This is a genomic window from Pseudomonas sp. DW-iso17 (genome assembly GCF_058725345.1).
In genome coordinates, this window is the sequence record NZ_JBZXEA010000003.1 from 68,222 (window position 1) to 89,028 (window position 20,807).

Consider the following 20,807-nt stretch of genomic DNA (forward strand, 5'->3'; position numbering starts at 1 on the left):
GGGCGCCTGGAGATTTTCCTATGTCATCTTCCGCCCCGAACGCTGTCCTCTCGGTCAGCGGTATCGGTAAGACCTATGCCCAACCGGTTCTGTCCGACATCACCCTGACGCTCAATCGCGGGGAAGTGTTGGCGCTGACCGGTGAGAACGGCGCAGGCAAAAGCACCTTGTCGAAGATCATCGGTGGCTTGGTCACGCCCACTACCGGGCACATGCAATTCAATGGTCAGGATTACCGCCCCGCCAGCCGCACCCAGGCCGAAGCCTTGGGCGTGCGCATGGTCATGCAGGAACTCAACCTGCTGCCGACGCTGACCGTGGCTGAGAACCTATTCCTGGATAACCTGCCGAGCCGCTGTGGCTGGATCAGCCGCAAACAACTGCGCAAAGCCGCGATCGAAGCCATGGCCCAAGTCGGCCTGGACGCGATCGACCCGGACACGCTGGTGGGCAGCCTGGGCATCGGTCACCAGCAAATGGTCGAGATCGCCCGTAACCTGATCGGCGACTGCCATGTACTGATCCTCGACGAGCCCACGGCGATGCTTACTGCTCGTGAAGTCGAGATGCTGTTCGAACAAATCACGCGCCTGCAGGCTCGAGGCGTGGCGATCATTTATATTTCTCACCGGCTCGAAGAGTTGGCCCGTGTCGCCCAGCGCATTGCGGTATTGCGCGACGGCAAGCTGGTCTGCGTCGAGCCGATGGCCAATTACAACAGTGAGCAGTTGGTGACCTTGATGGTCGGTCGCGAACTGGGTGAACACATCGATTTGGGCCCGCGCACCATCGGAGGCCCGGCCTTGACGGTGAAGGGCCTGACCCGTTCGGACAAGGTCCGCGATGTGTCCTTTGAAGTGCGCGCCGGTGAAATCTATGGCATTTCCGGCCTGATCGGCGCCGGCCGCACCGAGTTGCTGCGCCTGATCTTCGGCGCCGATCCGGCCGACAGCGGCACCGTGGCCTTGGGTTCGCCGGCCAAGGTGGTGAGCATTCGCTCGCCGGTGGACGCGGTCGGTCATGGTATTGCCTTGATCACCGAAGACCGCAAGGGTGAGGGCCTGCTGCTGACCCAATCCATCAGCGCCAACATCGCCCTGGGCAACATGCCGGAAATTTCCGGCGGTGGCGTCGTCAACAGTCGCAACGAAACCGCTCTGGCCAAGCGCCAGATCGACGCCATGCGTATCCGCAGTTCCAGCCCGACGCAACTGGTGTCCGAGCTGTCGGGTGGTAACCAGCAGAAGGTGGTGATTGGCCGCTGGCTGGAGCGCGATTGCGCGGTGATGCTGTTCGATGAGCCCACCCGTGGTATCGACGTCGGTGCCAAGTTCGACATCTACGCTTTGCTCGGTGAGTTGACCCGTCAGGGCAAAGCGCTGGTAGTGGTGTCCAGTGACCTGCGTGAGCTGATGCTGATCTGTGACCGCATCGGTGTGTTGTCCGCCGGGCGGCTGATCGAGACCTTCGAGCGTGACAGCTGGACCCAGGACGAATTGCTCGCCGCCGCCTTTGCCGGCTATCAGAAACGTGATGCGCTGCTCAACGAAGCCGCGCCTAGGAATACCCCATGAAAACAAGCATTTCCCCCGGTAAAACTGGCGGCAACTTCTATGGCCTGGGTACTTACCTGGGGCTGGCAGGTGCCTTGCTGGCGATGATTGCGCTGTTCTCGGTGCTCAGCGATCACTTCCTGTCCTATGACACCTTCAGCACCCTGGCCAACCAGATTCCTGACCTGATGGTGCTCGCGGTGGGCATGACCTTCATCCTGATCATTGGCGGCATCGACCTGTCCGTGGGCTCGGTGTTGGCATTGGCAGCCTCGGCAGTCAGCGTGGCGATCCTGGGCTGGGGCTGGAGCGTGTTGCCCGCCGCCCTGTTGGGCATGGGCTGCGCGGCGTTGGCCGGCACCATCACCGGTTCCATCACGGTGGCCTGGCGCATTCCCTCATTTATCGTATCCCTCGGCGTGCTGGAGATGGCCCGCGGCGTGGCCTACCAGATGACGGGCTCGCGCACCGCTTATATCGGTGACTCGTTTGCCTGGCTGTCCAACCCGATTGCTTTTGGTATTTCCCCGTCGTTCATCATTGCGCTGCTGGTGATTATTGCGGCCCAGTTGGTGCTGACCCGTACTGTGTTCGGGCGTTACCTGATCGGCATCGGTACCAACGAAGAAGCGGTGCGCCTGGCGGGTATTAACCCCAAGCCATACAAGATTCTGGTGTTCAGCCTGATGGGCCTGCTGGCCGGTGTGGCGGCGCTGTTCCAGATTTCGCGCCTGGAAGCGGCGGACCCGAATGCCGGTTCGGGCCTGGAGCTGCAAGTGATCGCCGCCGTGGTGATCGGCGGCACCAGCCTGATGGGCGGGCGTGGCTCGGTCATCAGTACGTTCTTCGGGGTGTTGATTATTTCGGTCTTGGCCGCCGGGCTGGCACAGATCGGCGCGACGGAACCGACTAAACGTATCATTACCGGCGCCGTGATCGTGATTGCCGTGGTCCTCGATACTTACCGCAGCCAGCGCGCCAGTCGGCGGGGCTGAACCATGGCAACGATCAAGGATGTGGCAGCGCTTGCAGGTATTTCCTACACCACCGTGTCCCATGTGGTGAACAAGACGCGCCCAGTCAGCGAGCCGGTACGCATCAAGGTCGAGGCGGCGATCAAGCAGTTGGACTACGTGCCCAGTGCCGTCGCACGCTCGCTCAAGGCCAAGACCACGGCCACCATCGGCCTGCTGGTGCCCAATAGCCTCAACCCGTATTTTGCCGAACTGGCTCGGGGTATCGAGGATTACTGCGAGCGTAATGGCTATTGCGTGATCCTCTGCAACTCGGATGACGACGCAGAGAAACAGCGCAGTTACTTGCGCGTGTTGCTGGAAAAGCGCGTCGACGGCTTGATCGTGACATCCGTGGGCGGCGATGACAGTGGCCTTGCCGCGGGCTTGAGTGCAGTGCGCACGCCCATGGTGATTGTCGACCGGGCGCTGGATGGGATTGATGTGGACCTGGTGCGCATCGATCACGAAGAGGGCGCTTACCTGGCGACCCGGCACCTGCTTGAACTGGGGCACCGGGACATCGCCTGTATCGGCGGCCCTGGGCATACCCGCGTGGCGCAGATGCGCCTGGCGGGTTACCAGCGTGCATTGCGCGAGGCGGGCATCGAGGTGTTGGCCAGTCGTACCCTGGAAAGCGATTTCACCAGCACGGGCGGGTATGCCGCAGCCGTAGAGTTATTATCGCAACACCCGCCCAGCGCGATTTTCGCCAGCAACGATATGATTGGTTTTGGCGTGCTGCGCGCCGCCGCCGAGCGCAATGTGCGGGTGCCGGGCGAGCTGTCGGTCATCGGTTTCGATGACATCCAGATGGGGCGCTACGTCTACCCCGCGCTGACGACGGTCGGCCAGTCGATCCTGCAATTGGGCGAGACTGCGGCCGAATTGTTACTGCAACGAATAGCAACACCCCAACTGCCGATCGATCAACGTATCGTGACGCCCAGTATTGTTTTGCGTGAGTCGACTGCGCCATTGGCTGATGTGTTCGCCCAATACCGCTGAACCGAATTGATGAGTACTGATGTATGCCAGCAAAAGTAGTGGTAATAGGCAGCTTGAACATGGACCTGGTCACTCGCGCCAGTCGCTTGCCGCGTGCCGGTGAAACCCTGATCGGCCAGACGTTCTCCACTGTGCCCGGCGGCAAGGGCGCCAACCAGGCCGTCGCCTCGGCACGCCTGGGGGCGAGTGTCGCCATGGTGGGATGCATCGGTACCGACGCCTATGGCAGCCAATTGCGCGATGCGCTGTTGGTGGAAGGGATCGATTGCCAGGCCGTCAGCACGGTGGACGGCTCCAGCGGTGTGGCATTGATCGTGGTCGATGACAGCAGCCAGAACGCCATTGTCATTGTGGCCGGCAGCAACGGTGAGCTGACGCCTGCGTCGCTGCGAACGTGCGACGCTGTGCTGCAGGCGGCAGACGTGATCATCTGCCAGCTTGAGGTGCCGATGGAGACTGTTGGGTATGCGCTCCGGCGGGGGCGCGAACTGGGCAAGACGGTCATTCTCAACCCGGCCCCGGCAAGCGGGCCGTTGCCCGCTGATTGGTATGCCTCGATCGATTATCTGATCCCCAATGAAAGCGAGGCCAGCGCTCTGAGTGGCGTGACGGTCGACTCCCTCGAGAGTGCCAAGGTCGCCGCGATCGCGCTGATCCAGGCGGGCGCCGGTAAGGTCATCATCACCCTTGGCGCCCAAGGCGCGCTGTTTGCCGACGGCAAGAGCTTTGAGCACTTGGTGGCGCCGAAGGTCAAGGCGGTGGATACCACCGCTGCTGGCGATACCTTTGTCGGTGGCTTTGCCGCCGCGCTGGCCGCGGGCCAGAGCGAAGCCCGGGCGATCCGTTTTGGCCAGGTGGCGGCGGCATTGTCAGTGACCCGCGCCGGCGCTCAGCCTTCCATTCCTACGCTGCACGACGTACAAGGTTTTGTGCCCGCATGAAAAAGACACCTTTGCTGAATATCGCCCTGTCGCGCGTGATCGCGTCCCTGGGTCACGGCGACATCCTGGTCATCGGCGATGCCGGCCTGCCGGTGCCTCCCGGCGTCGAACTGATCGACCTGGCACTGACTCAGGGCATCCCTGACTTCATCAGCACCTTGCGCATCGTGCTTAGCGAAATGCAGGTGGAAAGCCATGTGCTGGCAGAAGAGATCCTGCTGAAGCAACCGCCCGCGCTGACCGCGCTAAATGCGCTCACAGAGCAGGCTGCACTGGGTGAGCGCCGCCTGCTCAGCCATGACCAATTCAAGCAATTGAGCCGCAATGCCCGCGCCGTGGTGCGCACTGGCGAATGCCAGCCGTACTGCAATATCGCGCTGGTGTCCGGCGTAACGTTCTAGCGTCCCCCCAATGACAAGGAGTGCTTTATGCAACGTGGTCTACCTACCCTGAAAAACCTGTTCCGGAGTGTTCTGCTTTTGTCCGCGCTCACTGCTGCAAGCGCCCAAGCGGCGGAAAAAATCGACCTGATCATCGATACCGACCCGGGTGCCGATGACGTGGTGGCCTTGCTGTTCGCCATGGCCTCGCCGCAGGAGTTGAGCATTCGTGCGCTGACCACCGTCGCCGGCAATGTGCGCCTGGACAAGACCTCCCGCAACGCACGCCTGGCGCGCGAGTGGGCAGGGCGCGAGGATATCCCGGTGTACGCCGGTGCGCCAGCGCCGCTGCTGCGCAAACCGATCTACGCCGAGAATATTCATGGCAAGGAAGGCATCTCGGGCGTCACGGTGCATGAACCGAAAAAAGGTCTGGCCGAAGGCAATGCGGTCGACTATCTGATCAACACCCTGAGCAGCGCCAAGCCGCACAGCATCACCATCGCCATGCTCGGCCCGCAGACCAACCTGGCACTGGCACTGACTCAAGCGCCCGAAATCACCCAGGGCATCAAGGAAGTGGTCGTGATGGGCGGCGCCCACTTCAATGGCGGCAATATCACCCCAGTGGCTGAGTTCAACCTGTTCGCCGATCCGGTGGCGGCGGAGATCGTGCTCAAAAGCGGTGTGAAGTTGACCTACCTGCCGTTGGACGTAACCCATAAAGTCCTCACCAGCGACGCCCGCCTGAAGAAGATTGCGGACCTGAACAACAACGCGAGCAAGGTCGTCAGCAGTATTCTGAATGAGTACGTCAAAGGCGATATGGAGCACTACGGCATTCCGGGTGGCCCGGTCCATGACGCTACCGTGGTGGCGTACCTGCTCAAGCCTTCGCTGTTCAGCGGTCGTGAGGCCAATATGGTAGTCGACAGCCGCGAAGGCCCGACCTTCGGCCAGACCATCGTCGATTGGTACGATGGGCTCAAGCAGCCAAAGAATGTGTTCTGGGTTGAGAATGGCGACGCCCAGGGCTTCTTCGATCTGTTGACCGAGCGCCTGGCGCGTCTGAAGTAAGTTAGCGGGGCGGCACTCGTCGCCCGGTTCTAATCGCGCTCTTGGGCGCCCCTGTAGTCGGCCGGGTATTTCTCGAATATCTGGCCGATGAACGCTTGCGCCGCCTGGGTGCCCAGTTCCTTGACCAACAGATCGATACCAATGATCGCCAGTTCTTCCGGGCTTCCGGGGCTGTAGGAACTTTGCCCTTGGGGCCACTTGGCTTTGATGTCGGCTTGAAGCGTTACGGTGGTCATGGAAATCTCACGGGCTGAAAATGCGGGGTAGTGCACTGGAACGCCGTTCCAGATGGGCGCAGTTAAGCATTTTGTACGGCATTTGGCACTGCTACTTAGGCATGAAGCAGCGGCTGTGCGACACTGTCGGCCTGTTAAATGGCCCGGAAACACCGCGTGCAAATCGATTTGAGCAACCCCGACAACCTGACGCTGGAGGCCGTGCGCCAACTGCTTGGCAGCGCCAGTGACGACGAACATACCCAGCTGCGGGTGAGCAAGGCAGGCGTTGCCTACATTTCTTCCGGCGTAGTCGGTGGGGCTGATATCGGTGGCCTGCTGTTTCGCCTGGAGACCTGGGCCAAGGGTTCCGGTTATGTCGGCCTCGTGGCGGCCAGTGATGAAGTGTGGGTCATGCAGATTTTTAACGCGCTGAAGCAGAATTGGCCTACAGCGACGTCAGACTATATCGACATCTACTAAGTGCGTTCATATCTAGTCACGATTGACAGGGCGCTTGCCAGCAGTGAGTCAGGCAGACTTGCCCACAAGCGGTTAACGTCTTGAAACCAATCGCTTTGACTGATGTCGCACGATCTCTCTCCACTTTTTATCATAGGAGGCTTCATGCCTTGGAAGCTCGCATCATTCGGTACTTTGTTGGCTGCGCTCGCGTTGGCGGGTTGCAGCACCCCGGGTGCCTCTGAGCCAGGCAAAGCTGCCACTGCGACCGATGCCGGTCATAGCCGCTGTGAGTCGAAGGCTGCAGAGTTCGCCATCGGCCAGAAGGCCTCGCCCCAGTTGCTGGAGCAAGCTCGCACACGTGCCGGCGCGCAGAATGCACGCATTCTCAAGCCCAATGACATGATCACGCTGGAATATCGCTCCGACCGCTTGAACCTGAACACCGACAACAATCTGGTGATCAACCGGGTTAACTGCGGCTGATACGGCTTTTGCATCACCCATAAAAAACCCCGTCACATGGACGGGGTTTTTTTAGCTCAGCGGAGAATTACTCGCCGCGAACCTGTGCAGCTTGCATACCCTTTTGGCCTTTCTCAGCCACGAAGGAAACGGTTTGGCCTTCTTTCAGGCTTTTGAAACCGTCGCTTTCGATAGCTTTGAAGTGTACGAACAAGTCGTCACCGCCACCTGTAGGAGTGATGAAGCCGAAGCCTTTTTCATCGTTGAACCATTTAACGGTGCCGGTTTGGCGATTAGACATGGTGTATCTCCAAGAAACATATATTTTCAGTAGTGCTGTGCTGCTCAGGCCAACTGGGCACACTGGGCTATCATAGTCGAAATGTTCGGCTTGGGAGCCCCCCCAAGGCACTGTTTGCTAATCAATCGCTTTGCGTTTGATTTATCATTCGGCTGAAAGCCCCGATTTACGGGGCTTTGCGACGAAATATCAGCTGTTAAAAAAAGCCGTAAAACCTGCATAATTTGTGTGAAATGGCAGTTTTCAGGCTGTTTTTCCAGCGAAATGGCCGTCGAATCGTCAGCCAATCTTACTTTTTCTTCACCACTTTGCAGGACGAAATAGCCGCGACCGCTTTGTTTTTAAGCTCCGGGCTGGCGTTCTGGTTGGTCATCAATTCCTTGATCTCGGCAGTGCTCAATTCGGCATTGATCTTGTCAGCGCCGCATTCGCAGTGGGCCTTGGCGGTCTTGACGTCCACGTTCTGGCTGGCGGCGGCACTGCAGTCGTTGACGAAGGCGTCACGGGCGCCGGCTGGCCAGTTGGAAGGCGCTGCAGCCTGCGCGCCGAGGGAAAGGAGGCTCAGGGTAGCGGCGACAGCGAGGGTAGAGGTAAAACGCATCATGGGATGCTCCTTTGGGTCGAGGACGAACGGCGATTCTCAGTGGCTTTGAGGCCCTGCGTACAGCTCAAGTTCACTTTCGCAGCTATAAAGCCATGAATTGCTCTTTACCCAACGCTTGGCCGACGCGATGACCGTTCATCTGTGCTAGCATCCTTGCCTGGCTATTTCCGGGCGCGCCATTTGCCGCCTTGCCAGGTCCTTTTTGTTCACTCCAGTCACTCTGGTTCGATTATCGGTTGGCCGAAAGGCTCCTGCCGCTGTAAGGCAGGCGTTCTTCATTGAACGGCCTGGTGTTGGATCTTGTACTGGCTCATCCCAACCCACGTGACCTTTGGTAGGGGTCACCACTAGGAGAGGAGGCGCCATGCCAACTATTACTCTTCCCGACGGCAGTCAACGTTCATTCGATCATCCGGTTTCCGTAGCCGAGGTCGCCGCATCCATTGGTGCTGGCCTGGCCAAGGCCACCGTGGCCGGCAAGGTCGACGGCAAGCTGGTTGACGCCAGCGACCTGATCACCAGCGACGCCAGCCTGCAAATCATCACGCCCAAGGACCAAGAGGGGCTGGAGATCATTCGCCACTCTTGCGCGCACTTGATTGGCCATGCGGTCAAGCAACTGTATCCAACCGCCAAGATGGTGATCGGCCCGGTCATTGAAGAAGGCTTCTATTACGACATCGCCTATGAGCGTCCTTTTACTCCGGACGACCTGGCGGCCATCGAGCAGCGCATGCACGCGCTGATCGAAAAAGATTACGACGTCATCAAGAAAGTCACCCCCCGTGCCGAAGTGATCGACGTGTTTACCGCGCGTGGCGAAGACTACAAGCTGCGCCTGGTGGAAGACATGCCGGACGAGCAGGCCATGGGCCTGTACTACCACGAAGAATACGTCGACATGTGCCGTGGCCCGCACGTGCCGAACACGCGCTTTCTCAAGTCGTTCAAGCTGACCAAGCTGTCCGGTGCCTACTGGCGCGGCGATGCAAAGAACGAGCAACTGCAACGGATCTACGGCACTGCCTGGGCTGACAAGAAACAGCTGGCCGCCTACATCCAGCGCATCGAAGAAGCCGAAAAGCGCGACCACCGCAAGATCGGCAAGCGCCTGAACCTGTTCCACCTTCAGGAAGAAGCGCCGGGCATGGTGTTCTGGCACCCGAATGGCTGGACCCTGTACCAGGTGCTTGAGCAGTACATGCGCAAGGTGCAGCGCGAAAACGGTTACCTGGAGATCAAGACTCCACAGGTGGTCGATCGCAGCCTGTGGGAGAAATCCGGGCACTGGGCCAACTACGCCGACAACATGTTCACCACCCAGTCGGAAAACCGCGACTACGCCATCAAGCCGATGAACTGCCCGTGCCACGTGCAGGTCTTCAATCAGGGCCTGAAGAGCTACCGCGAGTTGCCGATGCGCCTGGCCGAATTCGGTGCCTGCCACCGTAACGAGCCATCAGGTGCGCTGCACGGCATCATGCGCGTGCGTGGCTTCACCCAGGACGACGCCCACATCTTCTGCACCGAAGAGCAGATGCAGGCCGAGTCCGCAGCGTTCATCAAGCTGACCATGGACGTTTACCGCGATTTCGGCTTTACCGAAGTCGAGATGAAGCTGTCCACTCGTCCGGAAAAGCGCGTCGGTTCCGACGAGCTGTGGGATCGCGCCGAAGCGGCACTGGCCGCTGCGCTCGACAGTGCGGGCCTTGCGTACGATCTGCAGCCGGGTGAGGGCGCCTTCTACGGTCCGAAGATCGAGTTCTCGCTCAAAGATTGCCTTGGCCGTGTCTGGCAGTGTGGTACCCTGCAGCTCGATTTTAACCTGCCGATCCGTCTGGGAGCCGAATACGTCTCCGAAGACAACAGCCGTAAACACCCGGTTATGCTGCACCGGGCGATCCTCGGTTCGTTCGAGCGGTTCGTCGGTATCCTGATCGAGCACTACGAGGGCGCGTTCCCTGCGTGGCTGGCTCCGACTCAGGCAGTGATCATGAATATCACTGATAAACAGGCAGATTTTGCCGCTGAAGTTGAAAAAACTCTCAACGAAAGCGGGTTTCGTGCCAAGTCCGACTTGAGAAATGAAAAGATCGGCTTTAAAATCCGCGAGCATACCTTGCTCAAGGTTCCCTATCTCTTGGTTATCGGAGATCGGGAAGTCGAGATGCAGACTGTCGCTGTGCGTACTCGTGAAGGTGCTGACCTGGGCTCGATGCCCGTCGCCCAGTTCGCTGAGTTCCTCGCGCAAGCGGTTTCCCGGCGTGGTCGCCCAGATTCGGAGTAATTATTATTAAGCGTGAAATGAGACAAGATAAACGAGCTGCACCGAAAGCCCCGATCAACGAGAATATCTCGGCACGCGAGGTTCGGTTAATTGGCGCTGATGGCGAGCAGATTGGCATCGTCTCGATTGATGAAGCGCTTCGTATTGCAGAAGAGTCCAAGCTGGACCTGGTGGAAATCTCCGCCGATGCAATCCCACCTGTTTGTCGGGTGATGGACTACGGCAAATCGATCTTCGAAAAGAAGAAGCAGGTTGCCGCAGCGAAGAAGAACCAGAAGCAGATTCAAGTAAAAGAAATCAAGTTTCGTCCAGGGACGGAGGAAGGGGATTACCAGGTAAAACTGCGCAACCTGGTACGTTTCCTGAGTGATGGGGACAGGGCCAAGGTATCCTTGCGATTCCGCGGCCGTGAGATGGCCCACCAGGAGCTGGGGATGGAACTCCTCAAGCGGGTTGAAGCTGACCTGCTCGAGTACGGTTCGGTCGAACAGCATCCTAAGATGGAAGGACGCCAGCTTATTATGGTCATCGCCCCGAAAAAGAAGAAGTAATCAACAGGGCACGGCAGGCCTTCTGATTATGTTTATCAACTGAATGCGGAGTACCGAACATGCCAAAGATGAAAACTAAAAGTGGTGCTGCTAAGCGGTTTCTGAAAACTGCTAACGGCATCAAGCACAAGCACGCTTTCAAGAGCCACATCCTGACCAAAATGTCGACCAAGCGTAAGCGTCAACTGCGCGGTAGCAGCTTGCTGCATCCGTCTGACGTGGCAAAAGTCGAGCGCATGCTGCGCCTTCGTTAATTTTGGTTCAAGAATAGAGGAAGTAACTCATGGCTCGTGTAAAGCGTGGCGTCATGGCCCGTAAGCGTCACAAAAAAATTCTGAAACTTGCTAAAGGCTACTACGGCGCGCGTTCACGCGTATTCCGTGTTGCCAAGCAAGCGGTAATCAAGGCAGGCCAATACGCCTACCGCGACCGTCGTCAGAAAAAACGTCAGTTCCGCGCTCTGTGGATCGCTCGTATCAATGCTGGTGCACGTGTTAACGGTCTGTCCTACAGCCGTTTCATCGCTGGCCTGAAAAAAGCGTCCATCGAAATCGACCGTAAGGTTCTGGCTGAACTGGCCGTGAACGAAAAAGCGGTGTTTGCTGCGATTGTCGAGAAAGCTAAAGCCTCCTTGGCTTAAGTACCCCCGACAGTCACCCTGGGCTACTCCTGTGGCCCAAGGTGGTAAACGTCATAAATAGGGGAAGAGCCTTCAAGCTCTTCCCCTATTTTGTATCTGGAGTCTGTACATGGAAAACCTGGACGCGCTCGTCGCCCAAGCCCTTGAGGCTGTGCAAAGCGCTGAAGATGTAAATGCCCTGGAGCAAATCCGGGTTCACTACCTTGGCAAGAAAGGTGAATTGACTCAGGTGATGAAGACCCTGGGAAATCTGCCTGCTGAAGAGCGTCCGCAAGTCGGTGCGCTGATCAACGTCGCCAAGGAGCGTGTCACAGAGGTTCTCAATGCGCGCAAGGCGTCGCTCGAGGAGGCCGATCTTGCGGCCAAGCTCGCCGCCGAGTCCATTGACGTGACCTTGCCTGGTCGTGGCCAGGCCTCGGGCGGTCTGCATCCGATCACCCGGACTCTGGAACGTATCGAACAGTTCTTTACCCACATCGGCTACGGCATTGCCGAAGGCCCTGAGGTCGAAGACGACTACCACAACTTCGAGGCGCTCAACATCCCAGGCCATCACCCGGCCCGGTCGATGCACGACACCTTCTATTTCAACGCCAACATGCTGCTGCGCACCCATACCTCGCCGGTACAGGTCCGCACCATGGAAGCGAACAAGCCGCCGATCCGCATTGTCTGCCCAGGCCGTGTGTACCGTAGCGACTCGGATATCACCCATTCGCCGATGTTCCACCAGGTCGAAGGCCTGCTGGTTGATCGCGATATCAATTTCGCCGACCTCAAAGGCACCATCGAGGAATTCCTGCGGGTGTTCTTCGAAAAAGAGTTGGCGGTACGTTTCCGTCCTTCGTTCTTCCCGTTCACCGAGCCATCCGCCGAAGTCGACATGGAATGCGTGATGTGCAGCGGTAAAGGCTGCCGCGTGTGCAAGCAGACCGGCTGGCTGGAAGTGATGGGTTGCGGCATGGTTCACCCCAACGTGCTGCGCATGTCCGGGATCGACCCGGAAGAGTTCTCGGGCTTTGCCTTCGGCATGGGCGTTGAGCGTCTGGCCATGCTGCGTTACGGCGTGAACGACTTGCGTCTGTTCTTCGACAACGACTTGCGGTTCCTCGCGCAATTTCGCTAGTCGTAACGAATCTTTAGGAGAGCAGGATGAAATTCAGTGAACAATGGCTGCGTGGCTGGGTAAGCCCGCAGGTAGATCGCGACGAGCTGGTTGCTCGTCTGTCGATGGCCGGTCTTGAGGTCGATAGCGTTACGCCGGCCGCCGGTGTTTTCAGTGGCGTGGTGGTGGGCGAGGTGTTGAGCACCGAGCAGCACCCGGATGCCGACAAATTGCGTGTGTGCCAGGTCAGCAACGGCTCGGAAACCTTTCAGGTCGTGTGCGGAGCGCCTAACGTGCGCCCGGGCCTGAAGATCCCGTTCGCCATGATCGGCGCCCAGTTGCCGGGCGACTTCAAGATCAAGAAGGCCAAGCTGCGCGGCGTTGAATCCAACGGCATGCTGTGCTCCCAGGCCGAGCTGCAAGTAGGTGAGGGCAATGATGGCCTGATGGAGCTGCCGGCCGACGCGCCAGTGGGTCAGGACATTCGTGCTTACCTGGAGCTGGAAGACGCCAGCATCGAGGTCGACCTGACCCCCAACCGCGGCGACTGCCTGTCCCTGGCTGGCCTGGCCCGTGAAGTGGGTGCGCTGTACAACGCTCCCGTCACCCGCCCTGTGGTCGCTGCTGTGCCGGCTGTGCATGACGAAGTACGCTCGATCGAAGTGCTCGCGCCGAACGCCTGCCCGCGTTACCTGGGGCGTGTGATCCGTAACGTCGACCTGTCCAAGCCAACCCCGCTGTGGATGGTCGAGCGCCTGCGTCGTGCCGACGTGCGCAGCATCGACGCCGCCGTCGACATCACTAACTATGTGATGCTGGAACTCGGCCAGCCGCTGCACGCCTTCGATCTCGCCGAAATTAACGGCGGCATCCGCGTGCGTATGGCCGAAGAGGGTGAAAAACTGGTGCTGCTCGATGGACAGGAAGTCAGCCTGCGTGCCGACACCCTGGTCATCGCCGACCACGCTCGCGCCCTGGCAATTGCCGGCGTGATGGGTGGCGAGCACAGCGGTGTATCCGCGACCACCCGTGATGTATTCCTTGAAAGCGCGTTCTTCGACCAGATCGCGATCGCTGGCAAGGCTCGTTCCTACGGCCTGCACACCGATGCGTCGCACCGCTACGAGCGTGGTGTGGACTGGAAGCTCGCCCGTGAAGCCATGGAGCGCGCCACCGGCCTGCTGCTGGAAATCACCGGTGGCGAAGCCGGCCCGATCACCGAAACCGTCAGCGAACAGTACCTGCCGTCGATTGCGCCGATCACCTTGCGTGCCAAAAGCGTTGAGCAGATGCTCGGCCTGGTCATCGAGCCGGCTGAAATCGAGCAACTGCTGTCCGCGCTCGGCCTGGGTATTTCCGCGGGCGGGGAAGGGCAGTGGCAGGTTGCAGTACCTAGCCATCGCTTCGACATCAGCCTGGAAGTCGACCTGATCGAAGAGCTGGCGCGCCTGTACGGTTACAACCGTCTGCCGGTTCGCTATCCGCAAGCACGCCTGGCACCGCAACCCAAGGCCGAAGCGCGTGCGCACTTGCCTGAACTGCGTCGCCTGCTGGTTGCCCGTGGTTACCAGGAAGCCGTGACCTATAGCTTCATCGATCCAAAGCAGTTCGAACTGTTCAACCCTGGTGTTGAGCCGTTGCTGCTGGCCAACCCGATCTCCAACGATATGGCTGCCATGCGTTCGTCGCTGTGGCCAGGCCTGGTGAAGGCGCTTTCCCACAACCTGAACCGCCAGCAAGACCGCGTGCGTCTGTTCGAAAGCGGCTTGCGTTTCGTCGGCCAGCTTGATGGCTTGAAGCAAGAGCCGATGCTGGCGGGCGTCGTTTGCGGCAGCCGTCTGCCAGAAGGCTGGGCGCAAGGCCGTGAGGTCGTGGACTTCTTCGACGTCAAGGCAGACGTGGAAGCGGTGCTCGGCTTTGCCGGTGCGCTGGACGCCTTTACGTTCGTGCCGGGTAGCCACCCAGCCTTGCATCCAGGCCAGACTGCACGTATCGAGCGTGAAGGTCGCTTGGTAGGCTTCGTGGGCGCCATTCACCCAGAACTGTCGAAAACCTTGGGGCTGGACCGTCCAGTCTTTGTGTTTGAGCTAGTCTTGGCTGAAGTTGCGTCGGGCAAGATGCCTAAATTCAGCGAGTTGTCGCGCTTCCCTGAAGTGCGTCGCGACCTGGCCCTGATTGCCGACCGTGAAGTCGCTGCCACTGCAGTTCTGGATGTAATCCGTGAAAATGCAGGGGAATGGCTGACAGACCTCAGGCTATTTGACGTCTATCAGGGTAAAGGCATTGATCCGCATAGAAAAAGCCTCGCAGTTGGCTTGACCTGGCAGCATCCATCGCGCACTCTTAATGACGATGAGGTGAATACCACGACGCAAAATATCCTCACCTCGCTCGAACAAAGGTTGAACGCCACGTTAAGGAAGTGACGTATGGGGGCTTTGACGAAAGCTGAGATGGCGGAACGTCTGTACGAAGAGTTGGGTCTGAACAAGCGCGAGGCCAAGGAATTGGTTGAGCTGTTTTTTGAAGAGATCAGACACGCTCTGGAAGACAACGAACAGGTCAAATTGTCCGGTTTCGGCAATTTTGACCTGCGAGACAAACGCCAGCGGCCTGGCCGCAATCCAAAAACGGGAGAAGAAATCCCGATCACGGCTCGCCGTGTGGTCACCTTTCGTCCAGGGCAGAAGTTGAAGGCCCGAGTTGAGGCTTATGCTGGAACCAAGTCATAACGACGAGCTACCCGTCATCCCAGGCAAACGCTACTTCACCATTGGTGAAGTCAGCGAGCTGTGTGCGGTAAAACCGCACGTGCTGCGCTATTGGGAGCAGGAGTTTCCTCAACTCAACCCCGTCAAACGCACCGGGAACCGTCGGTATTATCAGCGCCAGGACGTGCTGATGATCCGACAGATCCGCGCGTTGCTGTACGACCAGGGGTTCACCATCAGCGGCGCACGCCAGCGTATGTCCGGTGATGAAGCCAAAGACGACACCACCCAATACAAGCAACTGATCCGCCAGATGATCTCCGAATTGGAAGATGTACTGGTGGTGCTGAAAAAATGATTCAAGCTTTAAAAATACTTCCACATTTCAAAAGCTTGCGGTATATTCCGGTTCGCTTCGTTAAGAAGCGAACCCAGTAACACGCCTAGTCGGGGCGTAGCGCAGTCCGGTAGCGCACTAGCATGGGGTGCTAGGGGTCGAGTGTTCGAATCACTCCGTCCCGACCATATTATTCAATGACTTAGGCCAATGTTCACAGCATTGGCCTTTTTCATGTGCGTGACATTTGCGTGACTTCTCGTTTTTTCACGCCTGCTTCCTCTTCAAGATTGTCAGTATCGGTCCGCGAGAATCGGTTGCTGATACCATGTTCGCAGCTTCAATCAGATGACCGAGCTCAGCGCCCGAGTAGTGACTGGTGATGCTGCCGTTCTTGTGCCCCAAAAGGGCCTTGCGGTCTTCCTCAGTTACGCCTGCTGCGCGTAGCCGACGGCCAAACGTGTGTTTAAGGTCATGGATCCTGATGGATGCATACCCAGGGTGAGCGGGGCGAAGGTTTTCCTCCTGCCAGAGTTTCGCCGCTCTCACCCGAGCCTTCTTCCAGGCCGAGTCGTTCATTCGGTGCATCGCGGTGCCGTTGTATGGGAAAACCCATTCCTTGCTGATGCCGCGCTGCTTCTCGATGATCGACCTGGCCACGCTGTTCAGCACCACCAGCCTATCGTCACCGTTCTTCACGCCAGAGCGCTCATGCCGACCGCCAAAGTCGGCGGGTATCAGAAATACGCTGGTGCCCAGTTCCGGTACCGCAATCTCCCAATCCCATCTCAGCTTGCAGACCTCCTGCTCCCGTGTGCCGGTGTTCACCTTGAACAGCGCCATCGTTTGCAGGTGAGCCGGCAACTCTCCGAAAAGAATCGACTGCTCCGGCCATGACATCGGGTACGGCTTGCGGCTCGACTTCTTCTCTTCCAGCTTTGTGAGCATCGGCACGCTATCCAGCCACGGCCTGCGCTCATCGTCTCGCCACTTCCTGGCACACAACGACAAAACACGAACCACACGCTCGATCGAGATATTCACCGTTCTGTTGCTGACACCTTTCTTTACCTTCCCACCTTCAAGCTTTTTCGTCGCCAACCTGTCTTTGATGAATGGCACCAGGGCCTGGTCATCAATGTGGGTCAGCGGCATTTCGCCAATGAATGGGTCGAGCTGAGAAAGGTGGTGGGCCGAAAGCTTGATTGAAGGCTGATCCTTGAACTCCAGCAGGAAGCGAGTCGCCGCCTCCCGCCAGGTCCTGACCTTCTTCACACCGTACACCTTCTGCTGCCGGATCTGCTCCAACCTGAAGATCAGGTAGCGCTCCGCTTCTTCCCGGTCACCAGTTCCAGTGCTTTCGTAAAGTCGTTCTCCGTTGATTTTCTTGTCGATATGCCAGATACCTTTCCTTTGGGAGAGGCCTGTGATCGATTTTCGCGCCATGATTTATCTCCTTTCTGGCGCTCGCTGCGGTGCGATTGTTGCTCCGTTGCGCCTTTTTTATCAATCGCCTTTGCCTCGACGTACGCCGTGGCCCAGTCGTCAAGCTCCTGTCGATCAAAGCCAACGCCGCGCCCGCCGATGGGGAACTCGCTGACGAAGGGCCTGACGGTCTCGTCGAAAATTGCCCGGCACATGCCCAGGTACCCAGGCGCTTCCTTTGCTCGGATGAATCGCGGTATCAGTTGTTGCGCGCCCATACCTACCTCCCGCCCACCGTGGGCCGCGCTGTCTTGATGATGTGGATTGCCAGGCCGAAGCTGATCAGCAGCCAGGCGCATGTACCGGCGAAGGCGTAAAGCAGTGCCTCGGTGGTGCCCGTGCCAACAAGGCCTGGCCCGGCCCAGAAGAACCAGCCGAGTGTTCCTACCAGGTACAGAAAAGCGCCCAGCAGTATCAGGGTGAGTTTCATAGCGAACATGGGGTGTCCTTGCCGCGCTGGGCGGCAGAAGGTGGGTTAGGGTTTGGCGGGGAACCACTCGGTGTCGTATTCGAACTGGCTCACCAGCTCGACCGAGAGGTGCGGGATCTCCCGCTCGAATCGCAGTGTCCCGTAGTGGTGATCGACGAAAACCTTCGCTTCTTCGATGAATCGCTCCTTGAAGATGCGCACCAGATGATCGGCCGCCTGCTCGAAGTCTTCCTCGCGGTAGTTCCCCTCTGCGAGGCCGCCACGGCACACGCGCCAAACACAGCGCTTTGGCTGGGCTTCCGCCGCCTTGATCTTCCCGGCCATTTGGTCGCGGGCGTATTTCATCTGGTCCAAGGTGAGTGTTTCGACCCAGGCATCGGTGCCGATGCTTTGATTATGGCCGAACTCGCATTTGATTTCAGGCATAGGAATACCTCGCCCGCCGCTCACCGGCAGGCATGTAGTGGGATTGGGGTTAGGCTGTTGCGAACAGATCGATTTGCGGTACCGGGGTGTCGCGGATGGCAACTGCCTCGTTGATTCGCTCGGTCGCGGTCACGTAGATCTCGCGGTCCTGCTCGATGCCGACGAACTTCCGACCCAGCTGTATGCAGGCCACGCCGGTAGTGCCGCTCCCCATCGTGTTATCCAGCACCACCTGACCAGGCTGGGTATATGTGCTGATCAGAAACGACATCCAGGCCACAGGCTTTTGTGTTGGGTGAAAGCTGCCTGATTGCTTGTCGCTGGAAAAAAACTGCACCGAGCGCGGGTACCGCTCCGTCGAGTCGTATTCCGTCAGGGCCAAGGCCTTGCCGTAGCATTCCGAGTTGACCGTCTTGCGCTTCGCCGTCTTGCGCTCATGCCCCCCCGTCATCTGAGGGTTGTACACCGGTTGCTTGCGGTAGAAGACCTGGGCGCTTTCATGTGCCCGCAGCGGTTGCTTCTTGGCGTTCAGGAAACCGGTGGCATTGCCTTTCTCCCAGATCCACTCGTACCGGTAGAGCTTCGGGTTGCTCGCCACCAGCATCGACGCGAACGGCTGGGCCGCGCACAACACGATTGCGGCTTCTGGCTTGGCGATCCGCAAGTACTCCAGCCAGAGCGGCTCGAGCGTGATGACGGTGTCCCAGGCGCATTGGGTGGTGCCGTAGGGCAGGTCGGCCAGCACCATGTCCACGCTGGCATCTGGCAACTGCTTCATGACATCCAGGCAATCGCCAAGATAGAGCTGGTACTCGTTTTCCATGGCCGAGCGCATCCTTGCCGCTATAGCGGCTGACTTTGAAGGGGGAGGGGTTACAGATTGTCGCAAGGAGTACATCCGTACTCTTTCAGGATTTGACGCCCAGCATCTTGTCGATTGCGGCGTTGTGGCCGGTGACGTGCTCGTAGGTGTGCAGGCCGTCGGTCATCACCAGTCGCTCAGGCACCGCTACCGGCGCGGGCTGCTCGGCGTAGAGCGGAACAACCCTGTAAGGGCCGTTTTGTGTTGCTGAAATTTCAGATGCCTCAACACACCGCCGCGCCTCGCCTACGGTCCGGTATGGAACGTATGACTTTGAACCAACTTTCCAATTTGCCCACGCCACCGGCTCGCCCTGGGGCCGGGCGGCTTCCAGCTGCGCAAGAACACCCCTGTAAGCCTTACGCAGCGTTTCAAGCTCAGCCGAAAGCGCGGCTCGATCAGCGGCCAGCTTCACGTTATCTGCCTCAAGACCTTCCGCAGGCTTGGCAGGGGCATCCAGCAGGGCGCGCAGTATCCAGACAACACCGCGAGCGCTTTCCGCGTCCGCACCATCGCCACCATCATCGAACACTGCGGCCAGCTTCAGCGCTTGCTCAAGAGACTTTCGCGACACGCCGTCAATCGTTTGGTTGTGGCTCATACAGCCTCCCTTGTTACCAGATCATGGGCATCCACAACGGTCATGCCGAGCTTCTCGGCGATCAGCACTTCCAGGCGAGCGCCTTGCGACGTCTCCCAGTCCGGCAGCAGGGCGATCATTCCGCAAAGGCCCAGGCGGTTCAGGTCGTAGGCCATGTAGTCCGCCCACTGCGCGCCATCGACGACTCCGTGGTCTGCGGGGTTCTCGACTTCGTAGCCCTGGGCGCGCAACTGATCGGCGACGGCGTTGAAGGCCGGGTAGTTGAAGTCGACGATACCAGTCATGGGGCCGGCCACGTAAACGCGGTTGGCTCGGGCGACCTGGAGCGTCACGCCACTGGCGAAGAATTTGGTTTCTGTAGGCATGGTGAGTCCTTGCCGGGCCATGCCCGGGCGGTGGAGTGGGGGAGTTATGCGGCTGCGAGGTATGCTTCGATAACTCGCTGTCCGGCCAGCGGCGGTACTGCGTTGCCCGCCATGTGCATGGTCAGCCGGTGGTTGTCAGGTCGCAGGGTATTGGCCGGGAATGACTGGGCGGCCAGAGCCTCACTTGCACTGAGCATTCTCATCTCGTCGCCGCGTACCAGCGCCCACCGATCCAGCGTGGTGATGGTGCCGATGGGTCTGCCCATGTCTCTGCCCGTGAGCCCAGATCCTTTGCCGTAGTAGGGCATGATGAACTGATCACCGAAGCGATCCCTGCCATTGGCCACGCGTGCAAGAGTTGCCGTGGCGCGTCCTGGCTTATCTATGAGCGACCATTTTCCGGAATTGAAATCAAGGAAGCTGGTGGCTGGCACATGCTCATGCCGCTGTATCTGGAGCATCAGTGGCGCCCTGCTGCGGGTCAGCACCAGAAACAGGCGAATACGATGCTGGGGGACGCCCAGGTCGGCGCAATCGACGATGTGCGGTGCAACCTGGTAGCCAAGAGCCTGAACAGCTGCGAGCCAGGCCGGATATAGCGCCCAGTCCATGAACTCGGCTACGTTCTCCAGTATCCCGCCTTCAGGTCGGTGAAACTCAAGCGCAGAGACAACTGCCCAGGCAGTCGAGCGGCTCGCGTCGTGCTGTGGGTTGCCCGATGACTTGCCGCGCGCCTTGGAATGGCCCTGGCAACATGGAGATGCCAAAAGCAAATCATGCTTGGGGACTGTTTCCCACTTGGCTTGATGAAGGTCTTGGCAGACATGCTGAGTGCTGGGGTGATTGGCGCTGTGCCATTTGACTGCCTCGGGCCAATGGTTGGCAGCCCAAAGAACGTCAACGCCGGCGGCGCGCGCACCGGTACTCCATCCGCCAAGCCCGGCGAATAGGTCAATTGCTGTATGCATAGGGGATCCTCGCCGGCTGG

Annotated in this window: 27 protein-coding genes and 1 tRNA gene; 17 read left to right on the forward strand and 11 right to left on the reverse strand. The window is 59.0% G+C overall.

The window, feature by feature from the left end; translation table 11 throughout:
* The first annotated feature begins 20 nt into the window (after positions 1–20).
* Genes AC4PS6_RS02740 through AC4PS6_RS02765 form a run of 6 tightly spaced genes read left to right on the forward strand, consistent with a single transcriptional unit; the run spans position 21 to position 5,972 of the window.
* Complete coding sequence (locus AC4PS6_RS02740) at positions 21–1,574, forward strand: sugar ABC transporter ATP-binding protein (RefSeq protein ID WP_019820902.1); 1,554 nt, start codon at positions 21–23, stop codon at positions 1,572–1,574.
* Complete coding sequence (locus AC4PS6_RS02745; protein ID WP_003192502.1) at positions 1,571–2,548, forward strand: ABC transporter permease; 978 nt, start codon at positions 1,571–1,573, stop codon at positions 2,546–2,548. The genes AC4PS6_RS02740 and AC4PS6_RS02745 overlap by 4 nt, the downstream gene beginning before the upstream one ends.
* Before the next feature lie 3 nt (positions 2,549–2,551).
* Positions 2,552–3,574 (forward strand): LacI family DNA-binding transcriptional regulator, encoded by a 1,023-nt coding sequence (locus AC4PS6_RS02750; RefSeq protein WP_014719128.1) that lies wholly within the window; start codon positions 2,552–2,554, stop codon positions 3,572–3,574.
* A 23-nt stretch (positions 3,575–3,597) separates the two neighbouring features.
* Positions 3,598–4,515, forward strand: a complete 918-nt coding sequence (rbsK, locus tag AC4PS6_RS02755) for a ribokinase (RefSeq protein WP_103451632.1) — start codon at positions 3,598–3,600, stop codon at positions 4,513–4,515.
* Complete coding sequence (gene rbsD / locus AC4PS6_RS02760; protein ID WP_019820905.1) at positions 4,512–4,916, forward strand: D-ribose pyranase; 405 nt, start codon at positions 4,512–4,514, stop codon at positions 4,914–4,916. Before rbsK ends, rbsD begins: the two co-directional genes overlap by 4 nt.
* A 27-nt stretch (positions 4,917–4,943) precedes the next feature.
* Positions 4,944–5,972, forward strand: coding sequence for a nucleoside hydrolase (locus AC4PS6_RS02765; protein ID WP_019820906.1), 1,029 nt, complete (start codon positions 4,944–4,946; stop codon positions 5,970–5,972).
* Positions 5,973–6,001: 29 nt separating this feature from the next.
* Here AC4PS6_RS02765 and AC4PS6_RS02770 read toward each other — a convergent pair whose 3' ends face one another.
* Positions 6,002–6,208 carry a hypothetical protein gene (locus AC4PS6_RS02770; RefSeq protein WP_014719124.1) on the reverse strand — a complete coding sequence of 69 codons (207 nt, stop codon included), beginning with the start codon at positions 6,206–6,208 and terminating at the stop codon, positions 6,002–6,004.
* 156 nt (positions 6,209–6,364) lie between these two features.
* Between AC4PS6_RS02770 and AC4PS6_RS02775 the strand changes: the two genes are divergently transcribed.
* The gene (locus AC4PS6_RS02775; protein ID WP_014719123.1) at positions 6,365–6,670 is read left to right on the forward strand and encodes a hypothetical protein; all 306 of its coding nucleotides are present in this window, start codon (positions 6,365–6,367) and stop codon (positions 6,668–6,670) included.
* A 144-nt stretch (positions 6,671–6,814) separates the two neighbouring features.
* A complete protein-coding gene (locus tag AC4PS6_RS02780; RefSeq protein WP_003192494.1) occupies positions 6,815–7,135 on the forward strand; it encodes an I78 family peptidase inhibitor in 321 nt (106 codons plus the stop codon).
* 67 nt (positions 7,136–7,202) lie between these two features.
* Here the strand turns inward: AC4PS6_RS02780 and AC4PS6_RS02785 are convergent, their stop codons facing one another.
* Both AC4PS6_RS02785 and AC4PS6_RS02790 read right to left on the reverse strand, forming a co-directional pair.
* Entirely contained in the window at positions 7,203–7,415 is a 213-nt protein-coding gene (locus tag AC4PS6_RS02785; RefSeq protein WP_003192493.1) for a cold-shock protein, read from the reverse strand.
* A gap of 289 nt (positions 7,416–7,704) precedes the next feature.
* Positions 7,705–8,019, reverse strand: a complete 315-nt coding sequence (locus AC4PS6_RS02790) for a hypothetical protein (protein WP_019820908.1) — start codon at positions 8,017–8,019, stop codon at positions 7,705–7,707.
* Positions 8,020–8,383: 364 nt separating this feature from the next.
* Here AC4PS6_RS02790 and thrS point away from each other — a divergent pair, with 364 nt between their 5' ends.
* The 9 genes from thrS (at position 8,384) to AC4PS6_RS02835 (ending at position 15,838) form a co-directional block, all read left to right on the forward strand.
* Positions 8,384–10,306, forward strand: a complete 1,923-nt coding sequence (thrS, locus tag AC4PS6_RS02795; RefSeq protein ID WP_003192490.1) for a threonine--tRNA ligase — start codon at positions 8,384–8,386, stop codon at positions 10,304–10,306.
* Complete coding sequence (gene infC / locus AC4PS6_RS02800) at positions 10,306–10,857, forward strand: translation initiation factor IF-3 (protein ID WP_015884933.1); 552 nt, start codon at positions 10,306–10,308, stop codon at positions 10,855–10,857. The genes thrS and infC overlap by 1 nt, the downstream gene beginning before the upstream one ends.
* A 59-nt stretch (positions 10,858–10,916) precedes the next feature.
* Positions 10,917–11,111, forward strand: coding sequence for a 50S ribosomal protein L35 (gene rpmI, locus AC4PS6_RS02805; RefSeq protein ID WP_002553160.1), 195 nt, complete (start codon positions 10,917–10,919; stop codon positions 11,109–11,111).
* 29 nt (positions 11,112–11,140) lie between these two features.
* On the forward strand, positions 11,141–11,497 hold the full coding sequence (rplT, locus tag AC4PS6_RS02810) for a 50S ribosomal protein L20 (protein WP_003192488.1): 357 nt from the start codon (positions 11,141–11,143) through the stop codon (positions 11,495–11,497).
* Positions 11,498–11,606: 109 nt separating this feature from the next.
* On the forward strand, positions 11,607–12,623 hold the full coding sequence (gene pheS / locus AC4PS6_RS02815; RefSeq protein ID WP_003192486.1) for a phenylalanine--tRNA ligase subunit alpha: 1,017 nt from the start codon (positions 11,607–11,609) through the stop codon (positions 12,621–12,623).
* 26 nt (positions 12,624–12,649) lie between these two features.
* Positions 12,650–15,028 carry a phenylalanine--tRNA ligase subunit beta gene (pheT, locus tag AC4PS6_RS02820; RefSeq protein ID WP_003192485.1) on the forward strand — a complete coding sequence of 793 codons (2,379 nt, stop codon included), beginning with the start codon at positions 12,650–12,652 and terminating at the stop codon, positions 15,026–15,028.
* 3 nt (positions 15,029–15,031) lie between these two features.
* Positions 15,032–15,334, forward strand: a complete 303-nt coding sequence (ihfA, locus tag AC4PS6_RS02825; protein WP_002553164.1) for an integration host factor subunit alpha — start codon at positions 15,032–15,034, stop codon at positions 15,332–15,334.
* Complete coding sequence (locus AC4PS6_RS02830; protein WP_003174972.1) at positions 15,315–15,671, forward strand: MerR family transcriptional regulator; 357 nt, start codon at positions 15,315–15,317, stop codon at positions 15,669–15,671. Before ihfA ends, AC4PS6_RS02830 begins: the two co-directional genes overlap by 20 nt.
* A gap of 90 nt (positions 15,672–15,761) precedes the next feature.
* Positions 15,762–15,838: transfer RNA gene (locus AC4PS6_RS02835), tRNA-Pro, on the forward strand.
* Between the two features lie 79 nt (positions 15,839–15,917).
* On the opposite strand, the gene AC4PS6_RS02840 is transcribed toward AC4PS6_RS02835, so the two are convergent.
* The 8 genes from AC4PS6_RS02840 to AC4PS6_RS02875 form a co-directional block, all read right to left on the reverse strand.
* Positions 15,918–17,081: a tyrosine-type recombinase/integrase gene (locus AC4PS6_RS02840; RefSeq protein WP_492180686.1), complete on the reverse strand. Its 1,164-nt coding sequence runs from the start codon at positions 17,079–17,081 to the stop codon at positions 15,918–15,920.
* Positions 16,967–17,353 (reverse strand): helix-turn-helix transcriptional regulator, encoded by a 387-nt coding sequence (locus tag AC4PS6_RS02845; RefSeq protein WP_492180638.1) that lies wholly within the window; start codon positions 17,351–17,353, stop codon positions 16,967–16,969. Before AC4PS6_RS02845 ends, AC4PS6_RS02840 begins: the two co-directional genes overlap by 115 nt.
* A 2-nt stretch (positions 17,354–17,355) precedes the next feature.
* The gene (locus AC4PS6_RS02850) at positions 17,356–17,574 is read right to left on the reverse strand and encodes a hypothetical protein (RefSeq protein WP_186527144.1); all 219 of its coding nucleotides are present in this window, start codon (positions 17,572–17,574) and stop codon (positions 17,356–17,358) included.
* A 36-nt stretch (positions 17,575–17,610) separates the two neighbouring features.
* Complete coding sequence (locus AC4PS6_RS02855; RefSeq protein WP_492180639.1) at positions 17,611–17,991, reverse strand: hypothetical protein; 381 nt, start codon at positions 17,989–17,991, stop codon at positions 17,611–17,613.
* Between the two features lie 49 nt (positions 17,992–18,040).
* Complete coding sequence (locus AC4PS6_RS02860; RefSeq protein WP_492180640.1) at positions 18,041–18,814, reverse strand: DNA-methyltransferase; 774 nt, start codon at positions 18,812–18,814, stop codon at positions 18,041–18,043.
* Positions 18,815–18,899: 85 nt separating this feature from the next.
* Positions 18,900–19,454: a hypothetical protein gene (locus AC4PS6_RS02865; protein ID WP_492180641.1), complete on the reverse strand. Its 555-nt coding sequence runs from the start codon at positions 19,452–19,454 to the stop codon at positions 18,900–18,902.
* Entirely contained in the window at positions 19,451–19,819 is a 369-nt protein-coding gene (locus AC4PS6_RS02870) for a DUF4406 domain-containing protein (protein ID WP_492180642.1), read from the reverse strand. The genes AC4PS6_RS02865 and AC4PS6_RS02870 overlap by 4 nt, the downstream gene beginning before the upstream one ends.
* A 44-nt stretch (positions 19,820–19,863) precedes the next feature.
* A complete protein-coding gene (locus tag AC4PS6_RS02875; RefSeq protein ID WP_339231164.1) occupies positions 19,864–20,787 on the reverse strand; it encodes a DNA cytosine methyltransferase in 924 nt (307 codons plus the stop codon).
* Positions 20,788–20,807 lie beyond the last annotated feature (20 nt).